A 20,879-nucleotide genomic window follows, 5' to 3' on the forward strand; every position below is an offset into this window, starting at 1 on the left:
CCATGACGTACACGGTCGACTTCGTTGACGTTTCGACCACCGGCCTCGAGACGTCCCCGGTCGCCCCAGCGCTCGCCGGGCTCCGCGCAAACGAGGCCCGCTACTTCAAGAACAAGTACGAGCACGTCTTCGTCACGAGCACACCGCAGGAAGCGCCCGAGGTCCTCGACCTCGTGACCCGGGTCCTGCACGACGAGCGCGGCATCGACATCGCGTCACCGCCCCTCGAGGTCAGCGGCTTCGAAGTCGAGGGCCTGCGCATGGCCTACGTCTTCTACGAGTCGGGCCTGGCGGTCAACGTCATGTACGCCGTCGAACCGGGCGGCAAGCGTGCCGTCGGCTTCAAGCTCTCGCTCGGCATGGACGTGCCGGAGGAACTGTCGGCGTTCAAGTTCGCTCGCCAGCGGTCGAAGCTGGCGGGTGAGATCCGCGGGTCCTACTTCGTCGTCAAGGGCGAGTACTGAGGTCCAGGCGGACTGAGCCACAGCCCGGTCGTCAGCGCAGCGTCAACACCTCGGCGCCGTCCTCGGTGATCGCGATCGTGTGCTCGCTGTGCGCCGTGCGCGCTCCGGTGGCGCTCCGGAGTGTCCAGCCGTCGTCGTCGGTCACGAGCTCGTCGGTGTCCGCCATCACCCAGGGCTCCAGCGCGAGCAGCAGCCCGGGTCGGAGGGTGTAGCCACGGCCAGCGCGACCGTCGTTCGCGATGTGCGGGTCGCCGTGCATGGTCGACCCGACCCCGTGCCCGCCGAACTGCAGGTTGATCGGGTACCCGGCCTCGGTCAGCACCGAACCGATCGCGTGCGACAGGTCGCCGATCTTCGCGCCGGGCGCCGCGGCGGCGATGCCGGCGGCGAGGGCGCGCTCGGTGACCTCGATCATCGCCAGGTCCTCGGGCGCGGCAGCGGTCCCGACGACGAAGCTCACCGCGGAGTCCGCGACGACACCGTCGAGCGTCACGGCCAGGTCGAGCGTCAGCAGGTCGCCGTCCCGCAGTCGGTAGTCGTGGGGGAGCCCGTGCAGGACGGCGTCGTTGACCGAGGTGCAGATGAAGTGCCCGAAGGGACCGCGGCCGAACGATGGCGCGTAGTCGACGTAGCAGGACTCGGCGCCGGCTTCGCGGATCATCGTCTCGGTCCACCGGTCGATGTCGAGCAGGTTCGTGCCCACCGTCGTCCGCTCCTGCAGCCGGCGCAGCATCGACCCGACGAGGGCTCCGACGGCTCGGGCGCGGGGGAGTTCGGACGGGGTGAAGATCTCGATCATGCCGACAACTGTACCGGTATTAGTATCGGTGTCATGGTCCGTCTCCCCCTCACTGCTGCCGACATCGAACGCGGCCAGCGACTCGGTGCACTGCTCCGTCGGGCGCGGGGGGACCGGTCGATGCTCGAGACGGCGCTCGACGCGGGCGTTTCACCGGAGACGCTCCGCAAGATCGAGACGGGGCGGGTCGCGACGCCCGCGTTCCCGACGATCGCCGCCATCGCCGGCGTGCTCGGGCTCTCCCTCGACGAGGTCTGGTCCGAGATCAGAGACGTTCCGTCCGCGATCGATGACGTCAGTCGAGCACCGCTTCGATCACCTGCGGGATCCGCTGCTCGATGACGTCCCAGACGATGTCCTTCCGCGCTGCCCGGTAGTCGTGCGACAAGATGTTCCGTGTTCGACGCACAGCGGGAAGCGACAACCCCGCTGGTAGTCGTGCGACCCGGTCGTCAGGGAGGCGGCTGAGGAGGTCGTCGAAGTGGATCACGACCGCTTCAGCGGCGCGGTACGTCAGACTGCGCTGCTCGACGAACGCCGCACGACCGAGGTCGACGATCTGAGCGCACTCGGCGAGGAGATCCAGGAATCCCTCCTCGATCGCCGGCCAGCGGTCAACGGTGGGAACATCAGGCTTCGATCCAGCTCTCGGCCGCGGGCTGAACGACTCGCTCACAACGGAACGGCCTGGTCGCGGACGTGCGAGAAGTGCTCGTCGTCCGTCTGGTCGTCGGTGAGCAGGTCGACGGCGAAGCTGGTGATGTCCTCGACCGCCAGCGCGAAGCCGCCCAGATCGAACAACGAGGCCGAGTCCGTCACGGAGACGAGGAGATCGATGTCACTGTCTTCGGTGTCCTCGCCGCGGAGGGCGGACCCGAACACCCGCACGTTCGACAGGTGGAACCGCGCGGCTGCTTCGCGGATCGAGTCTGCGTAGAGCGCGAGAGGGATGCTCGGCCGGAGTCGTGCGGCCCGGAGGACGCGCTCGAGCGACTCCGCCCGGGGTTGTTTGCGTCCGCTCTCGTAGGCGGAGATGGTCGGCTGCTGCATGCCGGCGGCTCGGGCGAGGTCGGCCTGCGACATCCCGATGTCCAGGCGGGCACGACGGATGAGTTCCGCAGCTTGCTCTGTGCGCATCCGGCCCTCCTATAGCGGCTGACTATATCGGCCTCATCCTCATCCATCCAACGCACCTGCCGGGCGGACGTGCACCCCCGGTGCCTACCTTCGAGAGCGGAGGTGGAACGTGAAGTACATCAACTACGACGGAAGCGTCATCATGACGGGCGATCGCATCGCCGAAGCGCTCGCTGACTATGCGGCGGTACTCGGAGCGAACGGGCGTACGGACGCGGTCCACGTCCCGACCATCGGTGCCGACGGAGCGATCGAGACGTCGACGGTCCTGGTCGGACCGGCGAGCGAGCTCGTGCTGACCCAGGCCCCGGACGACGAACTCGACCTCGAGGACCCCGGCTTCATCCGGCGACTCCGCGACGCCGCCGCGAAGGCCGGGCCGGAACAGCCGCTCTACGCGGACGGCCGGACGCCCTTCGCCGGTGTCAACGAAGACCCGCAGCCCGTCTAGGACCGCGGCCACGGGCCGTCACGACGAAACGCCGCCGAGGAATCGGCGGCGTTTCGCGTGTCCGGCAGGACCGGACGAGTCTGGTCAGTGACCGGACGGGAGGCTCGGGTCAGGCTGCGAGCGCGAGCTCCGACCGGCGGATGGTGACCGCCTGGAGGATGGTGCGGCTGGCTTCGCCGCGCCAGGACCGACCGGGGACGGTCCAGCCGGCTTCGCCGTCGACCTCGACACGGGTGCCGGGGGTGACGAAGAGGTCCAGCGTGTCGACTGGCACGCGCACGAGGTACTCGCGCTGGGTGTCGGCGTCGCGCACGGGGAACTCGGCGATGCGGTCGGGGGAGATGGCGGGCGCCGCGATGGCGGTCCCGAGGATGGTGATGCGTTCGTTGCTGGTCATGGTGCTGTCTTCCTGGGCTGCTGGCGTCCCGCGGTGCGGTCCGACGGACGACTGGTGTCGCATCGGTCGCGTGGTGCGGGTCCGCGCACGTCGGAATTCGACGTGCTGCTCGGCCTGGTCCGTGTGATCGGACGTGCGGGCGAGCGGTTGTCTCGTGGGAATGCGACTCGGGTGAGCCGGTGCGAGACGAGGTGGTGTGAGCGAGTCAGATGGGTTCGCTGCAATGCACCAACAGCACACAGTACGGCACGCTCGACGAGATGTCCACCCTCCGACAGGAGGAGGAACGGACTGGAAGCTCGTGGCGGCGCTGCCACGAGCCTCCAGTCCTCCGATCGGGTCAGTTGAGCGTCGGGGTGTCCTCCGGCACGACGCCACCGCCGTAGAGGTCCGTGGCCAGGTCGCGGAGCGCGCGGAGCGCGACGCGCTGCGTGAGCGGACCGTACGAGATGCGGGCGACTCCGAGGGCTTCGTAGTCCGCTGCGGGGAGCGCCCCGGGCAGGCCGATGACGCTGAGCTTGCCGCGGCCGAGTCCCTCGACGAGCTGCTCGACGACGTCACGCTGGATCGCGCCGGGGACGAAGACGAGCGGTGCGCCGGCGTCGAGGAACGCCTTGCCGCGGGCGATGGCGTCCGCGATGCTCTCCTCGATCGGTCGGTCCCCGCCCTTGGCGATGGCGTCGGTGCGGGCGTTCAGCTGGAAGGCGACACCCTCCTGCTCGGCGGCCTGCACGATCGCCGCGACACGGGCGACGGCCTCGTCGAACGGACGCAGGCGGTCCTCGACGTTCGCGCCGACGATCCCAAAGCCGATCGCACGGCGGATGGTCTCGGCCGGGTCCTCGTAGCCGTCGTCGAGGTCCGCGGTCACCGGCAGGTCGACGGCCTCGGCCACGATGCGGGCGCCCTGCAGTGCGAGGTCCAGTGGCATGCCGCCGTCGTCGTACCCGTACGAGGCGGCGATCGAGTGCCCGGCGGTCGCGATGGCCGTCGTCTCGGGGAGGGCCGCCACGGTCTTCGCGCTGATCGCGTCCCACACGTTCACGACGCGGAGGATCTCGGGGGCTTCGTGCAGGGACTTCAGTGTCTGCGCCTTGTCGGCGGTGCTGCTGCTCATGCGATCGAGCGTAGGCCGACGGGTCGGCCCCCGGCCGGAGCGTGACCGGAAGACGACGCGGGATGACGCGCGGACTCGCGCCGAGCCTCCAGGGCGGTGCATCCTGGGGACATGGCGAGCGACGAGGAGGACCCGGTCGGCACGCTCCGCGGGGTCCGCACGAGCATCAAGTGGACGCGCTACGCGCCCGACGTGCTGCCCCTGTTCGTCGCCGAGATGGACCACGAGGTGGCGCCCGAGATCCGGCAGGCGCTGGTCGAGCGCGTGCAGCAGTCCGACCTCGGGTACCTCGACGGGCCCGGGCCGCTCGCACCGGCCTTCGCGCAGTTCGCCCGGGAGCGCTGGGACTGGGACGTCGACCCCGCCCGGGTGTACCTGGCGACCGACGTCAGCGTGGGGATCGTCGAGACCCTGCGCCTCGCACTGCCCGACGGTGGCCGTGTCGCGATCACCCCGCCGGTGTACCCGCCGTTCTTCGAGCTCGTCGAGGAAGCCCGATGTCAGGTCGAGGAGGTCCCCCTCACCGAGCGGTGGGGTGTGTACCGGCTCGACCTCGACGGCCTCGAGCGGGCCTTCGCCGACGGCGTCCGCGTCTTCCTGCTCTGCAACCCGCACAACCCCGTCGGGCTCGTGCACGACCGCGCCGACCTCCAGGCTCTCGCGGCGCTGGCCGCCCGGTACGACGTGCTCGTCATCAGCGACGAGATCCACGCCCCGCTCACCCACCCGGGCGTGCAGTTCACCCCGTTCGCCGCGATCGCCGAACCGCTCGGTGCGCGGAGCGTGTGCGTGACGTCGGCGAGCAAGGGGTGGAACCTCGCGGGCGTGAAGTGCTCGGTCATCGTCGCCGGGGACGCTCGGACCGCCCAGCTCCTCGACACGTTGTGGGAGGAGGTCGCCTGTCGGACGAGCATCCTCGGCCTGCACGCGAACCTCGCCGCGTTCACGCTGGCGGTCGGGTGGCTCGACGACGTCATCGACCGGATCGTCGCCAACGACCGGCTGCTCGCGAAGCTGCTGGCCGAACATCTGCCCGGGGTCGTCTACGCCCGGCCGCGTGCTGGCTACCTGGCGTGGCTGGACTTCCGCGGGCTCGGTCTCGGGGACGACCCGGCCGTCCAGCTCCGTGAGCACGCGTTCGTCGCCTTGAACTCCGGGCTGCCCTTCGGCACCGAGGGCCGGGGCTTCGCACGCATCAACCTGGCGTGCTCGCCGGACACCCTGCGCGAGGCGGTGCTGCGGATCGCTGCGGCCTACCCGTCGAGCGCGCAGGAGGGTGTGGTCTGGCACGTGGCCTGACGCGCCCTGTCCTGCAGACCGCTGGCCGCTGCTCGGTCCTCCACAGACACTGGCTGACCACGCTCCGTCCACCGACCTGCACCAGGACGTCGTCGACGTCCCTGCCTCGGCCATTGTCGAGGCATGCAACGCCACACCTGTCTGACTAGTACGAGTAGACAGTCTTGCCAATTGCAGGTTGGGCATCTACCGTGAAGCGGAGAGCGCTGATCGGCGAGTTGGTCCAACTGGCACGGCGACAGGGTGTCGAGTTCGTGTTGTGGCGGCACGGGGGACGGCATGACGTGTACCGGTTCGGTCAGCTGACCGTCGTCGTTCCGCGGCACCGCGAGATCGACGAGCGGACTGCTCGCTGGATCCTCCGCGACTGCGAACGAGAAGGAGATGAGCGGAGATGAGCCGACACGTCGTGCGGGCCGAGCGCAGCAAGCAGTACTGGGTGATCTGGATCGACGGCGATCCGCGCACGCAGGCGAAGCGTGTCCGTGACATCGAGCTGATGGCGCGTGACTGGCTCTCGCTGATGCACGAGCGTGAGCCGGACACGTTCGACCTCGACGTCGAGGTGGTCATGCCGAAGACCGCGCAGGCGCACCTCGACCGCGCCGCGGTGCTTCGCGAGGAGTCGGAACGCGCACGAGCAGCAGCGACGAAGGAGACGGTGGCAGCCGCTGTCGTGCTGCATGACTCCGGCATGACGGTGCGGGAGATCGGTCCGTTGCTCCACGTGTCCCATCAGCGGGCGCAGCAGCTGGTGGCCGCGGGACGGTGAGGCTCAGCCGTCGATGTAGTGGTTCCGACCGAGGACGCGGACGTGCAGGTCGACCTCGCTGGCGGGCACCTCGTCGGTGCGCGACACCCACTGCCGGGCGGCGAACCCGACGGACGACCACCGCGAGACCTCGGTGACGAGGAACCCGTCGATGAACACCTGCCACATGCCCTGTTCGCGGACGGCCTGGACCTCGTGCGTCGTCATGCGGCGAGCGTAGCAACGCCGGGCCCGGGCCCGAGCCCGTCGTGACGCCCGACGCCGGCCTCAGAGGTCGAGCACCATCGCGACGTCGGCCCGTACGTAGGGGCTCGGGTGCCGTTCCTCGTCGGTCAGGTGCCGGAAGCCCGACGTCTCGTAGAGGTGCACGGCACTGGCGAGCGCGGAGTTCGTCTCGAGGGTGATGCGCTGTGCTCCGAGCGCGCGTGCCCGGTCGATCGCCGCACGGATGAGCCGACGGCCGGTGCCGTGCCCCTGGTGGTCGGGGGAGACGGCCATCTTGACGAGGTCGAACACGCCCTCGCCCTCGGGCGCGATCCCCACGCAGCCGACCACCTCGTCGCCGAGCCGCGCGACGAACACCGCCCCGCCGGGCTCGATGATGCGGCCGGCCGGGTCGCCGAGGATCGCGCGGTCTGCATCCTCGAGCGTGAAGAACCGGGTGATCCAGGCCTCGTTGAGCGTGCGGAACGCGTCGGCGTCGGCGGGGGTCCTGAGGTCGTCGATGATGACGGAGACGGTGTCGGGCATGCACTCATCCTCGGCCGCTGAGGAAGTCACGTCCAATACTCGTTCGCGCTGATCGATACGCTTGGTGCATGGATCACCTCGACGTCGACCTGCGACAGCTCCGTGCGTTCTTGGCGGTCGCCGACGAGCTGCACTTCGGTCGGGCAGCCACGGCGTTGCACATGGCCCAGCCGGCGCTGTCGCAGCAGATCCGCCGGACGGAGCGGGCGCTCGGCGTCGACTTGTTCGTCCGGACGTCGCGGAGCGTCGCGTTGACCCCGGCCGGACGCGTGCTGCACGGCCGTGCCCGGTCGCTCCTGGCCCAGGCCGCCCGGGACCTCGACGAGACGGTGCGGGTGGGGCGTGGCGAGGTCGGTCGGCTGGACGTCGGGTTCGTCGTGTCGGCGCTGCCGCTCGGCCCGATCGAACGCGTCCAGCGCTTCCGGGAGCGCCACCCGCTCGTCCGCGTCGAACTCACCGAGGGCTACACGTCCAGGCTGCTCGCCCGCATCGTCCGCGGTGAGCTCGACCTGGCGATCGTGCGGGACCCCGACCCGACCGAGGGCCTCCGCACCACGCTGTTCCGGAGCGAGCCGTTCGTCGCCGCGGTGCCCCGGACACACCGCTTCGCCGAGCGGACGGAGATCGCCGGGTCAGAGCTCCTCGACGACCCGTTCGTGTTCTTCCCGCCCGAGGCCGGTGCCGTCGCGACCGAGCGCAACCTAGCCCCCGTCGTGTCGGACGGTCGGCGCCCGGTCGTCGTGCAGGAGGCGACCACGTGGGCGACCGTCCTGCACCTGGTCGGCGTCGGGCTGGGCGTGACGGTGGCCCCGGCGAGTGCGACGCTCGCGGCGCCGGACACGGTCGTCCTGCTGCCGGTCACGGGGGACCACCGCAGTGAACTGTGCTGGGCATCACGGGCAGACGACGACCGCGAGGTGCTGCGCAACTTCATGGCCGCGACCGACTGACGCCCGCCCCAGAACCGCGGGCCCAGCACCGCAGCACCCAGCACCGCCGCACCAGCACAGCCCTCACCCCAGCGGCAGCACCGGCGCCCGCTGGTCGCCGAGCTCGTCCTCGCGCCATGGGTCTGACCCGCGCAGCGTCAACCCGAGCTGCACGAGCACGAACGCCACGTGCGGTTCGACGTCCGGGTCCCATGCGCCTTCGACCCCGAGGCCGAGTGCGCCGAGTTCGTCGTCGGCCTCGTCGTGCACCGACAACCGCCACCGTCCGTCACCCTGCTCGGACACGACCGCCCACCGCGCGGTGGCGAACCGTCCGGTCACGCGGTCTTGAGGATGTCCGCCGTGAAGTTCTGCATGCGCTGCAGCAGGGCCTCTCCACGCGTCCGGATGGTCGCCGGTGGGTTCAGGTGCGGCGGCGCGATGCGGATGAGCAGCGGGCAGCCGAGGTCCTCGCAGATGTAGGTGCCGATGGTGTTGCCGTTCCGGCCGGCTTCACCCGCGCGGGCAGCCGAGAACAGGCGCACCTGCGTGGCCGGCTGCGGCGAGTGGCAGAACGAGCACATCGCGGCGATCCCGGGGCGGAGCGACCCGCCTGCGGAGCGCACGACGATGCCCACGGCGCGGCCATCGATCCACGAGACGATGTAGCCCCGACGCGCGGCCTGCGGGTCGCGCCAGCCCAGGAACTCGCGTTCGTTCCAGAGCATCTCGTGCAGTCCCGGGATCGGGAGCTGGGCGAGTTCCTCGGGCGTGGCGTTGACGAACGACGATCGGATGTCGGCTTCGGTGAGCGGCTGCACGGTCCCCCTTCAGGCTGTGGACTCGACCACAGTACGCCCGGCCACCGACGTCCGGACCGAGCCAGGGCCTCCCGTCCGGCGGGTCCGGTTCAGGACAGCCTGGAGGCTCGGATCGCCGCGAGCGCGCTCGTCGCGTCCGCCACCAGGACGGCCCGGCGCACCGCGTCGCGTCCGGTGCGGCGGGCGGCTGCGTCGTCGGCGGCGAACTCGACGAGGACGCGCGTCGAGCGCGCCATGGCGCGCGCGCCGGGGATCCACGGGACGGCGCGTTCGATGGACTCCGCGACCGCGACGGCTGCCGCGTGACGCTGTCGCAGGTGGGCGCGTTCGTGGGCGACCACGGCCTCCAGCTCGTCGGTGCGGAGCCGGTCGGCCAGGCCGGTGCTCACGAGGACCCCGCCGCTGCGGCCCGGGACCGCGCAGGCGAGGGCGTGGTCGGCCTCGACGACGGCGACGATGGTGCCGTCGATCTCGCGGTGTGGGGCGGCGCCGGAGCGCATGGCCTCGCGGACGGCCCGGTGTTCCGCGCCGGGCCGGACCCGGACGGCGATGACGAAGGCGATGACCGCGAGCACGGCGACCCCGACGTTGAGCCCGCGGGTGGGGGAGTCGGCGAGGCCGAACGGGTCGGTGATCGGCCGGTTCGCGAGCACCACGAGCGCGATGCCGACGACGAAGCCGAGCGCCCCCAGCAGCACGGCGACCGACCACGCGACCAAGGCGGTGCGGGGCCGGTCGATCGTCCACGCGGAGCGGGTCAGGACGCGCGGTGCCACGACGACGACCGCGAGTGCCAGCACGACGAGGACGACACCGGTCACGACCACGGGCGGGGGTCCGTCAGGAGCGGGCGCGGGCGTCGAGTGCGCGTCGGAGGACGTCGAGGTCGTCCGAGGCGAGGGACCCCGTGAACTGCAGCAGGGCGGCCTCGCGGTCGGAGGCGGCGGCGAGGGCGGTCGACATCATGGACGCGGTCTGCTCGTCGCGGCTGTTCGTGGCGCGGAAGGCCAACGGCGCGTCCGAGCGCTGCTCCCGTTCCACGGCCCCCTTGCGGCCGAGGCGGTCGAGCACGGTGAGCACGGTCGTCAGTGCGGGCCGGGGCTCGGGCACGGCGTCGAGCACCTGGCGGGCGGTCATCGCGCCGTCGGCCGACCAGAGGGTGTCCAGCACCGCCTGCTCGAGCTGCCCACGGGGGCGCTGTCGTTGTCCTGCCACCCGAGCACTCTACGAGATGTCGAAGGCCCCGTGCGCGTCACATGCCCGTAACGCGGGGTCGGTATGCTCGCGACGGACAACTGAACACCGAGGCCGACCACCCGCCGCGGGAGACGTCGCCCGCCCTGCCGTTCACACCGGCGGACGCGCGACACCGAAGGAGCATCCTCCCCGTCAATCTCTCAGGTCCAACACCGCAGCGGACAGGCCACTCTGAAAAGCAGACGCTCCCGTGACCCACCGGGTCCGGACGTCTCGCCCACGGTGAAAGCCGCCGGACCTCACGGGCCGCGGTGAAACTCTCAGGCACATGACAGAGGGGGAGTTCCACCCGGCGATCGTCGTCGGGTGCCGCCCGACGTCCGTCGGGCCCGGCCCATGCCAGGAGAACTCCGCCATGTCCCTGTCCGACCTGCGCTCGTCCCCGCTCGACGCGGCACACGTGGCCGCCGGTGCCTCGTTCACCGACTTCGCCGGGTACCGCATGCCCGTGCGCTACTCGTCCGACCTCGCCGAGCACCACGCCGTGCGCCAGGCGGCCGGGGTGTTCGACCTGTCGCACATGGCCGAGATCGGCGTCTCCGGGCCCGGCTCGGTCACCTTCCTCGACCACGCGCTCGCCGGTGCCTTCGGGGCGATGACCGTCGGACGTGCGAAGTACTCGCTCCTGCTCGCCGAGCACGGCGGGATCCTCGACGACCTGGTCGTCTACCGGGTGGCCGAGGACTCGTACCTCGTGGTCGCGAACGCCGCGAACCGCGAGGTCGCCGTCGACGCGCTGCAGGACCGCGCCGCGGGCTTCGACGTCGTGGTCACCGACGACTCCGACACGACGGCGCTCGTCGCGATCCAGGGCCCCGCCGCGGCCGGCACGCTCGACGCCCTCGTCGTCGAGGACCGCCTGCAGCCGGAGACCCCGCTCGACGAGCTCCGCTACTACCGGGTCCTGCACGCCACGTTCGACGACGCCGAGGTGCTCATCGCCCGCACCGGCTACACCGGCGAGGACGGCTTCGAGATCTACAGCGACCCCGAGATCGCGCCGGTGATCTGGGACGCCCTGCTCGAGGCGGGGGCGTCCCGCGGGGTCGTGCCCGCCGGACTCGCCGCCAGGGACACCCTGCGGCTCGAGGCCGGCATGCCCCTCTACGGCCACGAGCTGAACGTCGACACCCGTCCCGCCCAGGCCGGACTCGGTCGTGTCGTCGCCGCGGACGGCACCTTCGTCGGGTCGTCCGGCGTGCAGCCGGCCGACGACGCACCCGTGCTCGTCGGCCTCGTGATGGAGGGCCGCCGCGCCGCTCGCGCCGGCTACTCGGTCCTGCACGACGGGGTCGTCGTCGGCACCGTCACCTCCGGCGCACTCTCCCCGACCCTCGGCCACCCGGTCGCGATGGCGTTCGTCGCGCCGTCCGCCGCAGCCGGGGGACAAGTCCTCCACATCGACGTCCGCGGTACGGCCATCCCCGCAACGGTCTCCGCGTTCCCCTTCTACCGCCGCGCATCGAAAGGCTGAGGCCATGACCGACCAGACCGCACTGCAGTACACCAAGGACCACGAGTGGCTCCTCGTCGAGGGCGACGTCGTCACCGTCGGCATCACGGACCACGCCGCCGAGCAGCTCGGTGACGTCGTCTTCGTCGAACTGCCCGCCGTCGGCACCACGGCCACCGCCGGGCACCAGATCGGGGAGATCGAGTCCACCAAGAGCGTCGGGGAGCTGTTCGCCCCGATCGAGGGCGAGGTCGTCGAGGTCAACGAGGCCGTCGTCGCCGCCCCCGACACCGTCAACCAGGACCCCTTCGGCGCCGGCTGGCTCGTGAAGCTCAAGGTGGAGGGCACCTCCTTCCCCGAGGACTTGATGGACCACGACACGTACCGGGCGTCCATCGCATGACGACCGACGACCAGAACCTGCAGACCACGTTCGCCGACCGCCACATCGGCACCACCGCGGCCGACCAGCGCGTCATGCTCGAGACCGTCGGCCAGCCGTCGCTCGACGCCCTCGTCCGTGCCGCGATCCCGGCGTCGATCCACGCCGAGCCCGTCGCCTCGTCCTCGATCCCGGCCGCCGTCGGCGAGACCGAGGCGCTCGCCGAGCTCCGCGCGCTCGCGTCGCAGAACACCGTCCGCCGACCGATGATCGGCCTCGGCTACCACGGCACGCACACGCCAGCGGTGATCCAGCGCAACGTGCTCGAGAACCCGAGCTGGTACACGGCGTACACGCCGTACCAGCCGGAGATCTCGCAGGGCCGCCTGGAGGCCCTCATCAACTTCCAGACGATGGTCGCCGACCTGACGGGGATGGCCACCGCCGGGGCGTCGATGCTCGACGAGGGCACCGCCGTGGTCGAGGGCATGCTCCTCGCCCGCCGGGCCTCGAAGGTCAAGGGCGACGCGTTCCTGGTCGACCAGGACGTCCTCCCGCAGACCATGGCGCTGCTCGAGAACCGGTCGGACGCCGTCGGCATCACCCTCCGCGTCGTCGACCCGACCCGCGAGCTGACCGACGACGAGGTCGACGGGGCCTTCGGCATCGTCCTGCAGTACCCGGGCGCCTCCGGCCGTGTCATCGACCCGAGCGCCGCCATCGAGCGCGTGCACGCGGGTGGCGGCATCGCCGTCGTCGCGGCCGACCTGCTCGCGATGACCCTGCTCGCCAGCCCGGGTGACCTCGGCGCGGACGTCGCCGTCGGCACGTCCCAGCGCTTCGGCGTCCCGCTCGGGTTCGGGGGGCCGCACGCCGGGTACCTCGCCGTCCGCGCGGGCCTGGAGCGCCAGCTGCCCGGCCGGCTCGTCGGGGTGTCGTTCGACGCCGCCGGCAGCATGGCCTACCGCCTCAGCCTGCAGACCCGCGAGCAGCACATCCGCCGCGAGAAGGCGACCTCGAACATCTGCACCGCGCAGGTGCTGCTCGCCGTGATGGCCTCGATGTACGCCGTCTACCACGGACCAGAAGGCCTGCGCTTCATCGCGAACCGCGTCGCCCGGACGGCCACGGCGCTCGCCGACGCCGCCCGCACCGCCGGGGTCGAGGTCCTGCACGACGCCTTCTTCGACACCGTCGCGCTCCGCCGTGCCGGTGGCGCCGAGGCAATCGTGGCCGCAGCCGCCGAGCGCGGGTACCTGCTGCACCAGGTGGACGAGGACACCGTCTCCGTGGCGGTCGACGAGACCACCACGGCCGACGACGTCCGCGTGCTCGCCGACGTCCTGGCCGGTGGTGCCGGGCCGGACCAGCGCGCCGTCGAGACGGCCGTGCGGGACGCCGCCACGAGCCTCCCGTCCGGTCTTGCTCGCGCGAGCGAGTACCTGACGCACCCGGTGTTCAGCTCGTACCGCAGCGAGACCCGGATGATGCGCTACCTCAAGCACCTCGCCGACAAGGACTACGCGCTCGACCGCGGCATGATCCCGCTCGGCAGCTGCACGATGAAGCTCAACGCCGCCACCGAGATGGCCGCCGTCACGTGGCCGGAGTTCGCGAACGTCCACCCGTTCGCGCCGCGCTCCGACGTCGAGGGCTACCTCGGCATGATCAACGACCTCGAGACCTGGCTGGCCGAGGTCACCGGGTACGACGCCGTCTCCATGCAGCCGAACGCCGGCAGCCAGGGCGAGCTCGCCGGGCTGCTCGCGATCCGCGGGTACCACCGGTCCCACGGCGACGACGCCCGCACGGTCTGCCTGATCCCGTCCAGCGCGCACGGCACGAACGCGGCGTCGGCGGTCCTCGCCGGCATGCGCGTCGTCGTCGTCGCGTGCGACGAGAACGGCAACGTCGACCTCGACGACCTCCGCGCGAAGACGGCCGAGCACGCCGACACCCTCGCGGCGCTGATGATCACGTACCCGTCCACCCACGGCGTCTACGAGCACGACATCCGCGACATCTGCGACGCCGTGCACGACGCCGGCGGCCAGGTCTACGTCGACGGCGCCAACCTCAACGCGCTGCTCGGGCACGCCCGCTTCGGCGACTTCGGCGGCGACGTCTCGCACCTGAACCTGCACAAGACCTTCTGCATCCCGCACGGCGGCGGTGGGCCCGGCGTGGGCCCCGTCGCGGCGAAGGCGCACCTGGCGGCGTTCCTGCCCGGTCACCCGATGGCCCAACAGCAGGACCGGCGTACCGGCGCGTCCGTCGCGTCGTCGGAGGACCGGCTGGCGCACGCTGGCGGCCCCGTGTCGGCAGCGCCGTACGGCAGCCCGAGCATCCTGCCGATCACGTGGTCGTACGTCCGCATGATGGGCGTCGAGGGGCTCACCCGGGCGACCGAGGTGGCGGTCCTCGGGGCGAACTACATCGCGGCACGACTCCGTGACGCCTTCCCGGTGCTCTACACGGGCGAGTCCGGCCTGGTCGCGCACGAGTGCATCCTCGACCTCCGACCCCTCCGCGACGCCACGGGCATCACCGTGGACGACGTCGCCAAGCGCCTGGTCGACTACGGCTTCCACGCCCCGACCATGTCGTTCCCCGTCGCGGGCACGCTCATGGTCGAGCCGACGGAGAGCGAGGACCTGGCCGAGCTCGACCGCTTCGTCGACGCCATGCTCGCGATCCGTGCCGAGGCCGACGCCGTCCAGCGGGGCGAGTGGCCCGCTGACGACAACCCGCTCGTCGGGGCGCCGCACACCGCCTCCTCCGTGATCTCGGGGGAGTGGGAGCACGCCTACACGCGGGAGCAGGCCGTCTACCCGCTGCCGGGCATGGCGGAGAAGAAGTACTGGCCGCCGGTGCGCCGCATCGACCAGGCGTACGGGGACCGCAACCTGGTGTGTGCCTGCCCGCCGATCGAGGCCTTCGCGTGATCCTGCGCTGACACCTGCACGGCTGCGCACCTGCGCACCTGCGCACCTGCACGACGACGACGGCCCGGAGCCCCACGGCTCCGGGCCGTCGTCGTCTGCGTGGGGGCTGGTGGATCGCTGCCCGCACCCTCCGCCCCGGCCGTCCACCCTGGACATGCGGTGAGAACGATGCAGACGCAACGAACCGGCATGTTGTACCGTGAAACGCGCACATCTTGCACACGTTCGCAACGATCATGCAAGTTGGTTACCAGCGTGTAACCGTTCGTTCCAGCATTTGGTGGGTCCTCAGCGCACTGCCTACAGTGCAGATGTCAAACGTGCCTGGCGACACCTCTGTGCCCGGCGCGTCCCATGCACCAGGAGGAACTCTTGATCAAGAAGCGCGCTGGGCTCGCAGCCCTCGCCGTGCTCGGGGCCACAGCAATCGCCCTGGCCGGATGCTCCAGCAACGGCGGTGGCTCCGGCAACGGCGGTGGCTCCGACTCCGGGTCCTCGGACTCGGCCGGCATCGTCACCACCAACGGCAGTGAGCCCCAGAACCCGCTCATCCCCTCGAACTCCACCGAGACCGGTGGTGGCAAGATCATCAACTCGATCTTCGAGGGACTCCGCTCCTACGACGCCGACGGCAAGCCGGTGAACGAGGTCGCGAAGAGCATCACCACCGACGACTCGAAGACGTTCGACATCAAGCTCAACACGGGCTGGACCTTCACCAACGGCGAGAAGATCACCGCCGAGTCCTTCACGAAGGCGTGGAACTGGGCGGCGCAGAAGTCGAACGCCCAGGGCGCGAGCTACTTCTTCGAGAACATCGAGGGCTTCGACGCCGACAAGGACGCCGAGCTCACGGGCCTCAAGGTCAAGAGCGACGACGAGTTCACCGTGACGCTCAAGGCGGCGCAGTCGGACTTCCCGCTCTCGCTCGGCTACTCGGCCTTCGTGCCGCTGCCGTCGGTCTTCTACGACGACACCAAGGCGTTCGGTGAGAACCCGATCGGCAACGGTCCGTACAAGCTCGCGAGCAAGACGGCCTGGACGCACAACCAGAACATCAAGCTCGTCACGAACAAGGACTACGAGGGCAAGCGCAAGCCGAAGAACGGTGGTCTGACGATCACGTTCTACACCTCCCAGGCAACCGCGTACTCCGACGCCCAGGGCGGCAACCTCGACGTCCTCGACGCCGTGCCGGACAGCGCCTTCCAGACGTACAAGTCGGACTTCCCCGACTCGAACGTCAACCAGCCGGCCGCCATCTTCCAGGCGATCTACCTGCCCTACTACCTCGACCACTGGAAGGGTGAAGAGGGCAAGCTGCGTCGCGAGGCGATCTCGCTGTCGATCAACCGCAAGCAGATCACGAACAAGATCTTCGACGGCACGCGCACCCCGGCCAAGGACTTCACCTCCCCGGTGATCGCTGGCTGGACCGGCGACCTCAAGGGCTCGGACGTCCTGCAGTACGACAAGTCCGAGGCGAAGAAGCTGTGGGCCCAGGCCAACGACATCTCGCCCTACAACGACACCCTCACCATCACGTACAACGCTGACGGTGGCCACGAGGCCTGGGTGACCGCGGTCACGAACAGCATCTCGAACACGCTGGGCATCAAGGCCGAGGGCAACGCGATCCCGACGTTCCAGGAAGCCCTGGACCTGCAGACGGGCGACAAGCTCAAGGGCGGAAGCCGCACCGGTTGGCAGGCCGACTATCCGTCGCTGTACAACTTCCTCGGCCCGACCATGGGCGACGGTTCGTCGAACAACTACTCGCGCTACGACTCGGCCGAGTACAACTCGCTGCTCAAGCAGGGTCAGTCCGCCGAGAACGTCGAGGCCGGCAACAAGATCTTCGACCAGGCCCAGGAGCTCCTGCTCAAGGACCTGCCCGAGATCCCGCTCTGGTACTCCAACGTGACCGGTGTCTGGTCTGCCGACAACGTGACGAACGTCAAGTTCGGCTGGGACTCGGTGCCGCAGTACTACAACATCGAGGTCAAGAAGAAGTAACACCGGTCACCAACGTGACCCAGGGTCTTCGCTGACGACCCACCGCCGGCAGGTATATCCTGCCTCGCGACCACCGGACGGGGGTTCGGGGACCACGGTCCCCGAGCCCCCGTACCTCGGCGGCAACACCTTCCCCCACACCGCGGGCGCCGCCGCCCGCACCGGACACCCGTGCCGACCCTCGGACCGTCCACCCCTCCACGACATGAACCTGATCACGACCGCTCGGAACCAGGCAGGGATCTGATGCTCTGGTACCTCGGCAAGCGCCTCCTCCAACTGATCCCCGTGTTCTTCGGGGCGACGTTCCTCATCTACTTCATGGTGTTCTCCCTGCCCGGCGACCCGATCGCCGCGCTCTTCGGGGACCGCCAGCCCTCTCCGCAGGTGATCGAGCAGCTGCGTCAGCAGTACAACCTCGACAAGCCGTTCATCGTGCAGTACCTGCTCTGGATCGGCGGCGTGTTCCGCGGCGACCTCGGACTGACCTACTCCGGTCTGCCCGTCAGCCAGCAGCTCGCGCAGGCGTTCCCGATCACGGCGCGGCTCGCGATCCTCGCCCTCGTCTTCGAGGCCGTCGCCGGCATCGTCGTCGGTGTCATCGCCGGGCTGAAGAAGGGCAAGTGGTTCGACGCCACCGCCCTCGTCGTATCGCTGCTGCTCATCTCGGTGCCGACCTTCGTCGTCGGCTTCGTGCTGCAGTACGCCTTCGGCATCAAGCTCGCGCTGTTCCGCGTAACGGTGTCCGGAGAGGCCCCGTGGTCGGAGCTCGTGCTGCCGGCACTCGTGCTCGCGTCGGTGTCGTTCGCGTACATCGTGCGCCTGACCCGTGCCAGCGTCGCGGAGAACATGAGCGCCGACTTCGTCCGCACCGCGACGGCCAAGGGCCTGCCGCGTCGTCGGGTGATCGGGGTGCACATCTTCCGCAACTCGCTCATCCCCGTGGTGACGTACCTCGGCATCGACATCGGCAACCTGATGGTCGGCGCGATCGTGACCGAGGGCATCTTCAACATCCACGGCGTCGGCGGCACGGTCTACCAGGCCGTCAAGCTCGGCCAGGGCCCCACCGTGGTGTCCTTCGTGGCCGTGATGGTCATCATCTTCATGCTCGCCAACCTCCTGGTGGACCTGCTCTACGCCGTCCTGGACCCGAGGATCCGCTATGCCAAGTAACACGGAATCGCGCTCGGCGACGCACTTCGTCGCCCCGCTCGAGGAGACGCCGCTCCAGGCGATCGACAACGTCAACGAGGACGAGAAGGCCCGGTCCCTGTGGACCGACGCCTGGGAGTCCATGCGCAGCCGACCGACGTTCTGGATCTCCTCGGTCCTGATCGTCCTGATCATCGTCGTGGCGGTGTTCCCCGGACTCTTCACGCACGTCGACCCGCGGGCGTCCAACCTCAACAACAGCGACGAGGGTCCGCGTGCCGGACACCTCCTCGGCTTCACACGCCAGGGCTACGACACGTACGCCCGCGTGATCTGGGGCGCCCGGAACTCGCTCATCGTCGGCATCGTGGCCACCGTCCTGGTGACGATCGTCGGCGTCGTGATCGGTGCCCTGGCCGGGTTCTTCGGCGGCTGGCTCGACACGATCGTGTCCCGCATCGGTGACATCTTCTTCTCGATCCCGACGGTCCTCGGCGCGATCGTCATCATGTCGGTCATCCCGGCCCGCAACCCCATCACCGTGTCACTGGTGCTGGCGGCCTTCGCCTGGCCGCAGATCGCCCGCATCATGCGCGGCGCGGTCCTCAGCGCCAAGCAGGCCGACTACGTGACCGCGTCCGAGGCACTCGGCGTCAGCCGCATGAAGGTCCTCGTGCGGCACGTGGTCCCGAACTCGCTCGCACCGGTCATCGTCGTCGCGACGGTCTCGCTCGGCACGTTCATCGTGGCCGAGGCCACGCTGTCGTTCCTCGGCATCGGTCTGCCGCCGTCGTCCCTCAGCTGGGGCCTCGACATCGGCACCGCGCAGACGTCGATCCGCACCAACCCGGCGACCATCTTCTGGCCGTCGGCAGCCCTGTCCATCACCGTGCTCGCGTTCCTGCTCCTCGGAGACGTGGTCCGCGACGCACTCGACCCGAAGGCGAGGGCCCGCCGATGAGCGAGACGCTGACCGAGCCGGCCGCCCGCCGTACCCGCGGCGACGGCGCCCCGCTCCTCGAGATCTCCGGACTGGAGATCGGCTTCAAGACCCAGGGCGGCTTCGTCCAGGCCGTCCGCGGCGTCGACCTCACCCTCGAGCAGGGCGAGCGCCTGGCGATCGTGGGTGAGTCCGGTTCCGGCAAGTCCACCAGCGCGCAGGCGATCATCAAGCTGCTCCCCGGCGCCGGGCAGGTGACCGCTGGGTCGATCAAGTTCAACGGTCGCGAGCTCGTCGGGCTCTCCGACAAGGAGATGTCCGAGATCCGCGGCAAGGAGATCGGCTACGTCCCGCAGGACCCGATGTCGAACCTCAACCCGCTGTGGACCATCGGGTTCCAGGTCGAGGAGGCGATCCGTGCGAACGGCATGGCCACCGGCAAGAAGGCCGTGCGCGAGCGCGCGATCGAGGTCCTGCAGGAGGCCGGTCTCGGTGACGCCGCGACCCGCCTGAAGCAGTACCCGCACGAGTTCTCCGGCGGCATGCGCCAGCGCGTGCTCATCGGCATCGGCCTGTCGAGCCGTCCGCAGCTGCTCATCGCCGACGAGCCCACCAGTGCGCTCGACGTCACCGTGCAGCGCGTGATCCTCGACCACCTCGAGACCCTGACGCGCGACTTCGGCACCAGCGTGCTCTTCATCACGCACGACCTCGGCCTCGCCGCCGAGCGCGCCGAGAAGCTCGTCGTGATGTACAAGGGCCAGGTCGTCGAGGCGGGTCCGTCGAAGGAGATCCTCGGCAACCCGCAGCACCCGTACACGCAGCGCCTCGTCGCCGCGGCGCCCTCGCTCGCGAGCCGTCGCATCCAGTCGAAGGTGCAGCACCAGCGGGTCGACATCGCCGACGCCGGCAGCGACGACGCCGAGCTGATCGCCCGCGCCCAGCAGCGCGAGCACCAGCCCACGCGGGACCTCATCGTGGTGAAGAACCTCGAGAAGGTCTACAAGCTGCGCGGCAAGAGCCGTGCCACGCGCGAGCTCAAGGCCGTCGACGACGTGTCGTTCTCGATCCCGAAGGGCACCACCACGGCGCTCGTCGGCGAGTCCGGTTCGGGCAAGTCGACCGTCGCCAAGCTGGTCCTGCAGCTCGAGGGCATCACGAGCGGCACGGTGCAGTTCGACGGCATCGACATCGGCGCGCTGAAGGGCAAGGAGCTCTTCGACTTCCGCCGCCGCGTGCAGCCGGTGTTCCAGGACCCCTACGGCTCCCTCGACCCGATGTACAACGTCGGGAACACCATCGCGGAGCCGCTCGTGACACACAGCATCGGGGACAAGGCCTCGCGCCGTGCCCGGGTCCGTGAGCTCCTCGACCAGGTCGCCCTGCCGGCGTCCATGGTGAACCGCTACCCGAACGAGCTCTCCGGTGGACAGCGGCAGCGCATCGCCGTCGCCCGTGCGCTGGCGCTGAAGCCCGAGGTCATCGTCCTCGACGAGGCGGTCTCGGCGCTCGACGTGCTCGTGCAGGGCCAGATCCTCGACCTGCTCACCGAGCTGCAGTCGGAGCTCGGGCTGACCTACCTGTTCATCACGCACGACCTCGCGGTCGTCCGCCTCGTCGCGGACAACGTCTGTGTCATGCGCCAGGGCCGGATCGTGGAGACGGCGACGACCGACGAGGTCTTCGCCAACCCCCGCGAAAAGTACACGCAGGACCTCCTGGAGGCCATCCCCGGCGCCGGGTTCGAGTTCGGTCGCTGACCCGCACCTCCTGCGACACACGGAACGCGCCGCCC

Annotated in this window: 24 protein-coding genes and 1 riboswitch; of the genes, 13 read left to right on the plus strand and 11 right to left on the minus strand. The window is 70.0% G+C overall.

Annotated features, from left to right (window positions below; translation table 11 throughout):
• Positions 1-2 precede the first annotated feature (2 nt).
• Entirely contained in the window at positions 3-464 is a 462-nt protein-coding gene (locus tag ITJ54_RS15005) for a phage tail protein (RefSeq protein WP_194629616.1), read from the plus strand.
• Positions 465-495: 31 nt separating this feature from the next.
• Here the strand turns inward: ITJ54_RS15005 and map are convergent, their stop codons facing one another.
• Positions 496-1,263: a type I methionyl aminopeptidase gene (map, locus tag ITJ54_RS15010; RefSeq protein ID WP_194629617.1), complete on the minus strand. Its 768-nt coding sequence runs from the start codon at positions 1,261-1,263 to the stop codon at positions 496-498.
• 33 nt (positions 1,264-1,296) lie between these two features.
• On the opposite strand from map, the gene ITJ54_RS15015 reads away from it, so the two are divergent.
• Positions 1,297-1,605, plus strand: a complete 309-nt coding sequence (locus ITJ54_RS15015) for a helix-turn-helix transcriptional regulator (RefSeq protein ID WP_228509487.1) — start codon at positions 1,297-1,299, stop codon at positions 1,603-1,605.
• On the opposite strand, the gene ITJ54_RS18380 is transcribed toward ITJ54_RS15015, so the two are convergent.
• Positions 1,559-1,939: a HepT-like ribonuclease domain-containing protein gene (locus ITJ54_RS18380; protein WP_194629619.1), complete on the minus strand. Its 381-nt coding sequence runs from the start codon at positions 1,937-1,939 to the stop codon at positions 1,559-1,561. The two genes, ITJ54_RS15015 and ITJ54_RS18380, sit on opposite strands and share 47 nt — an antisense overlap.
• Positions 1,936-2,400: a helix-turn-helix domain-containing protein gene (locus tag ITJ54_RS15025; protein ID WP_194629620.1), complete on the minus strand. Its 465-nt coding sequence runs from the start codon at positions 2,398-2,400 to the stop codon at positions 1,936-1,938. Before ITJ54_RS15025 ends, ITJ54_RS18380 begins: the two co-directional genes overlap by 4 nt.
• A 109-nt stretch (positions 2,401-2,509) precedes the next feature.
• Between ITJ54_RS15025 and ITJ54_RS15030 the strand changes: the two genes are divergently transcribed.
• Positions 2,510-2,851 (plus strand): hypothetical protein, encoded by a 342-nt coding sequence (locus ITJ54_RS15030; RefSeq protein ID WP_194629621.1) that lies wholly within the window; start codon positions 2,510-2,512, stop codon positions 2,849-2,851.
• 109 nt (positions 2,852-2,960) lie between these two features.
• Here the strand turns inward: ITJ54_RS15030 and ITJ54_RS15035 are convergent, their stop codons facing one another.
• Together ITJ54_RS15035 and ITJ54_RS15040 are read right to left on the minus strand one after the other, a co-directional pair.
• Positions 2,961-3,248, minus strand: coding sequence for a hypothetical protein (locus ITJ54_RS15035; protein WP_071272205.1), 288 nt, complete (start codon positions 3,246-3,248; stop codon positions 2,961-2,963).
• A gap of 340 nt (positions 3,249-3,588) precedes the next feature.
• The gene (locus ITJ54_RS15040; RefSeq protein ID WP_194629622.1) at positions 3,589-4,365 is read right to left on the minus strand and encodes an isocitrate lyase/PEP mutase family protein; all 777 of its coding nucleotides are present in this window, start codon (positions 4,363-4,365) and stop codon (positions 3,589-3,591) included.
• 111 nt (positions 4,366-4,476) lie between these two features.
• Here ITJ54_RS15040 and ITJ54_RS15045 point away from each other — a divergent pair, with 111 nt between their 5' ends.
• Together ITJ54_RS15045 and ITJ54_RS15050 are read left to right on the plus strand one after the other, a co-directional pair.
• Entirely contained in the window at positions 4,477-5,664 is a 1,188-nt protein-coding gene (locus ITJ54_RS15045) for a MalY/PatB family protein (protein ID WP_194629623.1), read from the plus strand.
• Between the two features lie 394 nt (positions 5,665-6,058).
• On the plus strand, positions 6,059-6,436 hold the full coding sequence (locus ITJ54_RS15050) for a hypothetical protein (protein WP_194629624.1): 378 nt from the start codon (positions 6,059-6,061) through the stop codon (positions 6,434-6,436).
• Between the two features lie 3 nt (positions 6,437-6,439).
• Here ITJ54_RS15050 and ITJ54_RS15055 read toward each other — a convergent pair whose 3' ends face one another.
• Both ITJ54_RS15055 and ITJ54_RS15060 read right to left on the minus strand, forming a co-directional pair.
• The gene (locus ITJ54_RS15055; protein WP_194629625.1) at positions 6,440-6,643 is read right to left on the minus strand and encodes a hypothetical protein; all 204 of its coding nucleotides are present in this window, start codon (positions 6,641-6,643) and stop codon (positions 6,440-6,442) included.
• Positions 6,644-6,703: 60 nt separating this feature from the next.
• Positions 6,704-7,186, minus strand: a complete 483-nt coding sequence (locus ITJ54_RS15060) for a GNAT family N-acetyltransferase (protein WP_194629627.1) — start codon at positions 7,184-7,186, stop codon at positions 6,704-6,706.
• Between the two features lie 68 nt (positions 7,187-7,254).
• Between ITJ54_RS15060 and ITJ54_RS15065 the strand changes: the two genes are divergently transcribed.
• Positions 7,255-8,136: a LysR substrate-binding domain-containing protein gene (locus ITJ54_RS15065; protein WP_194629629.1), complete on the plus strand. Its 882-nt coding sequence runs from the start codon at positions 7,255-7,257 to the stop codon at positions 8,134-8,136.
• Positions 8,137-8,199: 63 nt separating this feature from the next.
• Here the strand turns inward: ITJ54_RS15065 and ITJ54_RS15070 are convergent, their stop codons facing one another.
• From ITJ54_RS15070 to ITJ54_RS15085, 4 genes are all read right to left on the minus strand, one after another.
• Complete coding sequence (locus ITJ54_RS15070; RefSeq protein ID WP_194629631.1) at positions 8,200-8,457, minus strand: hypothetical protein; 258 nt, start codon at positions 8,455-8,457, stop codon at positions 8,200-8,202.
• Entirely contained in the window at positions 8,454-8,936 is a 483-nt protein-coding gene (locus tag ITJ54_RS15075; protein WP_194629633.1) for an FBP domain-containing protein, read from the minus strand. The genes ITJ54_RS15070 and ITJ54_RS15075 overlap by 4 nt, the downstream gene beginning before the upstream one ends.
• Positions 8,937-9,025: 89 nt before the next feature.
• Positions 9,026-9,763 (minus strand): M56 family metallopeptidase, encoded by a 738-nt coding sequence (locus ITJ54_RS15080; RefSeq protein ID WP_194629635.1) that lies wholly within the window; start codon positions 9,761-9,763, stop codon positions 9,026-9,028.
• Positions 9,764-9,776: 13 nt separating this feature from the next.
• Positions 9,777-10,151 (minus strand): BlaI/MecI/CopY family transcriptional regulator, encoded by a 375-nt coding sequence (locus tag ITJ54_RS15085; protein ID WP_194629637.1) that lies wholly within the window; start codon positions 10,149-10,151, stop codon positions 9,777-9,779.
• Between the two features lie 203 nt (positions 10,152-10,354).
• Positions 10,355-10,478, plus strand: a riboswitch (glycine riboswitch).
• A 70-nt stretch (positions 10,479-10,548) separates the two neighbouring features.
• Between ITJ54_RS15085 and gcvT the strand changes: the two genes are divergently transcribed.
• The 7 genes from gcvT to ITJ54_RS15120 all read left to right on the plus strand — a co-directional run bounded on the left by gcvT (position 10,549) and on the right by ITJ54_RS15120 (position 20,844).
• Positions 10,549-11,667: a glycine cleavage system aminomethyltransferase GcvT gene (gene gcvT, locus ITJ54_RS15090; protein ID WP_194629887.1), complete on the plus strand. Its 1,119-nt coding sequence runs from the start codon at positions 10,549-10,551 to the stop codon at positions 11,665-11,667.
• 4 nt (positions 11,668-11,671) lie between these two features.
• Entirely contained in the window at positions 11,672-12,049 is a 378-nt protein-coding gene (gene gcvH / locus ITJ54_RS15095; protein ID WP_071272241.1) for a glycine cleavage system protein GcvH, read from the plus strand.
• Positions 12,046-14,973: an aminomethyl-transferring glycine dehydrogenase gene (gene gcvP / locus ITJ54_RS15100; protein WP_194629639.1), complete on the plus strand. Its 2,928-nt coding sequence runs from the start codon at positions 12,046-12,048 to the stop codon at positions 14,971-14,973. Before gcvH ends, gcvP begins: the two co-directional genes overlap by 4 nt.
• 372 nt (positions 14,974-15,345) lie before the next feature.
• Entirely contained in the window at positions 15,346-16,989 is a 1,644-nt protein-coding gene (locus ITJ54_RS15105; protein ID WP_194629642.1) for a peptide ABC transporter substrate-binding protein, read from the plus strand.
• 246 nt (positions 16,990-17,235) lie between these two features.
• A complete protein-coding gene (locus tag ITJ54_RS15110; RefSeq protein ID WP_194629644.1) occupies positions 17,236-18,165 on the plus strand; it encodes an ABC transporter permease in 930 nt (309 codons plus the stop codon).
• Complete coding sequence (locus ITJ54_RS15115; RefSeq protein ID WP_194629646.1) at positions 18,155-19,105, plus strand: ABC transporter permease; 951 nt, start codon at positions 18,155-18,157, stop codon at positions 19,103-19,105. Before ITJ54_RS15110 ends, ITJ54_RS15115 begins: the two co-directional genes overlap by 11 nt.
• On the plus strand, positions 19,102-20,844 hold the full coding sequence (locus ITJ54_RS15120; RefSeq protein ID WP_194629648.1) for a dipeptide ABC transporter ATP-binding protein: 1,743 nt from the start codon (positions 19,102-19,104) through the stop codon (positions 20,842-20,844). Before ITJ54_RS15115 ends, ITJ54_RS15120 begins: the two co-directional genes overlap by 4 nt.
• The last annotated feature ends 35 nt before the right edge of the window (positions 20,845-20,879 follow it).

It is taken from the genome of Curtobacterium sp. VKM Ac-2865 (assembly GCF_015350905.1).
GTDB lineage: Bacteria > Actinomycetota > Actinomycetes > Actinomycetales > Microbacteriaceae > Curtobacterium.

Bases quoted from the DNA above. Each gene is read 5' to 3' on its own strand.
- ITJ54_RS15110 (WP_194629644.1), top strand. From the start codon at position 17,236: ATGCTCTGGTACCTCGGCAAGCGCCTCCTCCAACTGATCCCCGTGTTC.
- map (WP_194629617.1), bottom strand. From the start codon at position 1,263: ATGATCGAGATCTTCACCCCGTCCGAACTCCCCCGCGCCCGAGCCGTC.
- ITJ54_RS15055 (WP_194629625.1), bottom strand. From the start codon at position 6,643: ATGACGACGCACGAGGTCCAGGCCGTCCGCGAACAGGGCATGTGGCAG.
- ITJ54_RS15060 (WP_194629627.1), bottom strand. From the start codon at position 7,186: ATGCCCGACACCGTCTCCGTCATCATCGACGACCTCAGGACCCCCGCC.
- ITJ54_RS15005 (WP_194629616.1), top strand. From the start codon at position 3: ATGACGTACACGGTCGACTTCGTTGACGTTTCGACCACCGGCCTCGAG.
- ITJ54_RS15050 (WP_194629624.1), top strand. From the start codon at position 6,059: ATGAGCCGACACGTCGTGCGGGCCGAGCGCAGCAAGCAGTACTGGGTG.
- ITJ54_RS15025 (WP_194629620.1), bottom strand. From the start codon at position 2,400: ATGCGCACAGAGCAAGCTGCGGAACTCATCCGTCGTGCCCGCCTGGAC.
- gcvP (WP_194629639.1), top strand. From the start codon at position 12,046: ATGACGACCGACGACCAGAACCTGCAGACCACGTTCGCCGACCGCCAC.
- ITJ54_RS15015 (WP_228509487.1), top strand. From the start codon at position 1,297: ATGGTCCGTCTCCCCCTCACTGCTGCCGACATCGAACGCGGCCAGCGA.
- ITJ54_RS15035 (WP_071272205.1), bottom strand. From the start codon at position 3,248: ATGACCAGCAACGAACGCATCACCATCCTCGGGACCGCCATCGCGGCG.
- gcvT (WP_194629887.1), top strand. From the start codon at position 10,549: ATGTCCCTGTCCGACCTGCGCTCGTCCCCGCTCGACGCGGCACACGTG.
- gcvH (WP_071272241.1), top strand. From the start codon at position 11,672: ATGACCGACCAGACCGCACTGCAGTACACCAAGGACCACGAGTGGCTC.
- ITJ54_RS15065 (WP_194629629.1), top strand. From the start codon at position 7,255: ATGGATCACCTCGACGTCGACCTGCGACAGCTCCGTGCGTTCTTGGCG.
- ITJ54_RS15120 (WP_194629648.1), top strand. From the start codon at position 19,102: ATGAGCGAGACGCTGACCGAGCCGGCCGCCCGCCGTACCCGCGGCGAC.
- ITJ54_RS15115 (WP_194629646.1), top strand. From the start codon at position 18,155: ATGCCAAGTAACACGGAATCGCGCTCGGCGACGCACTTCGTCGCCCCG.
- ITJ54_RS15045 (WP_194629623.1), top strand. From the start codon at position 4,477: ATGGCGAGCGACGAGGAGGACCCGGTCGGCACGCTCCGCGGGGTCCGC.
- ITJ54_RS15040 (WP_194629622.1), bottom strand. From the start codon at position 4,365: ATGAGCAGCAGCACCGCCGACAAGGCGCAGACACTGAAGTCCCTGCAC.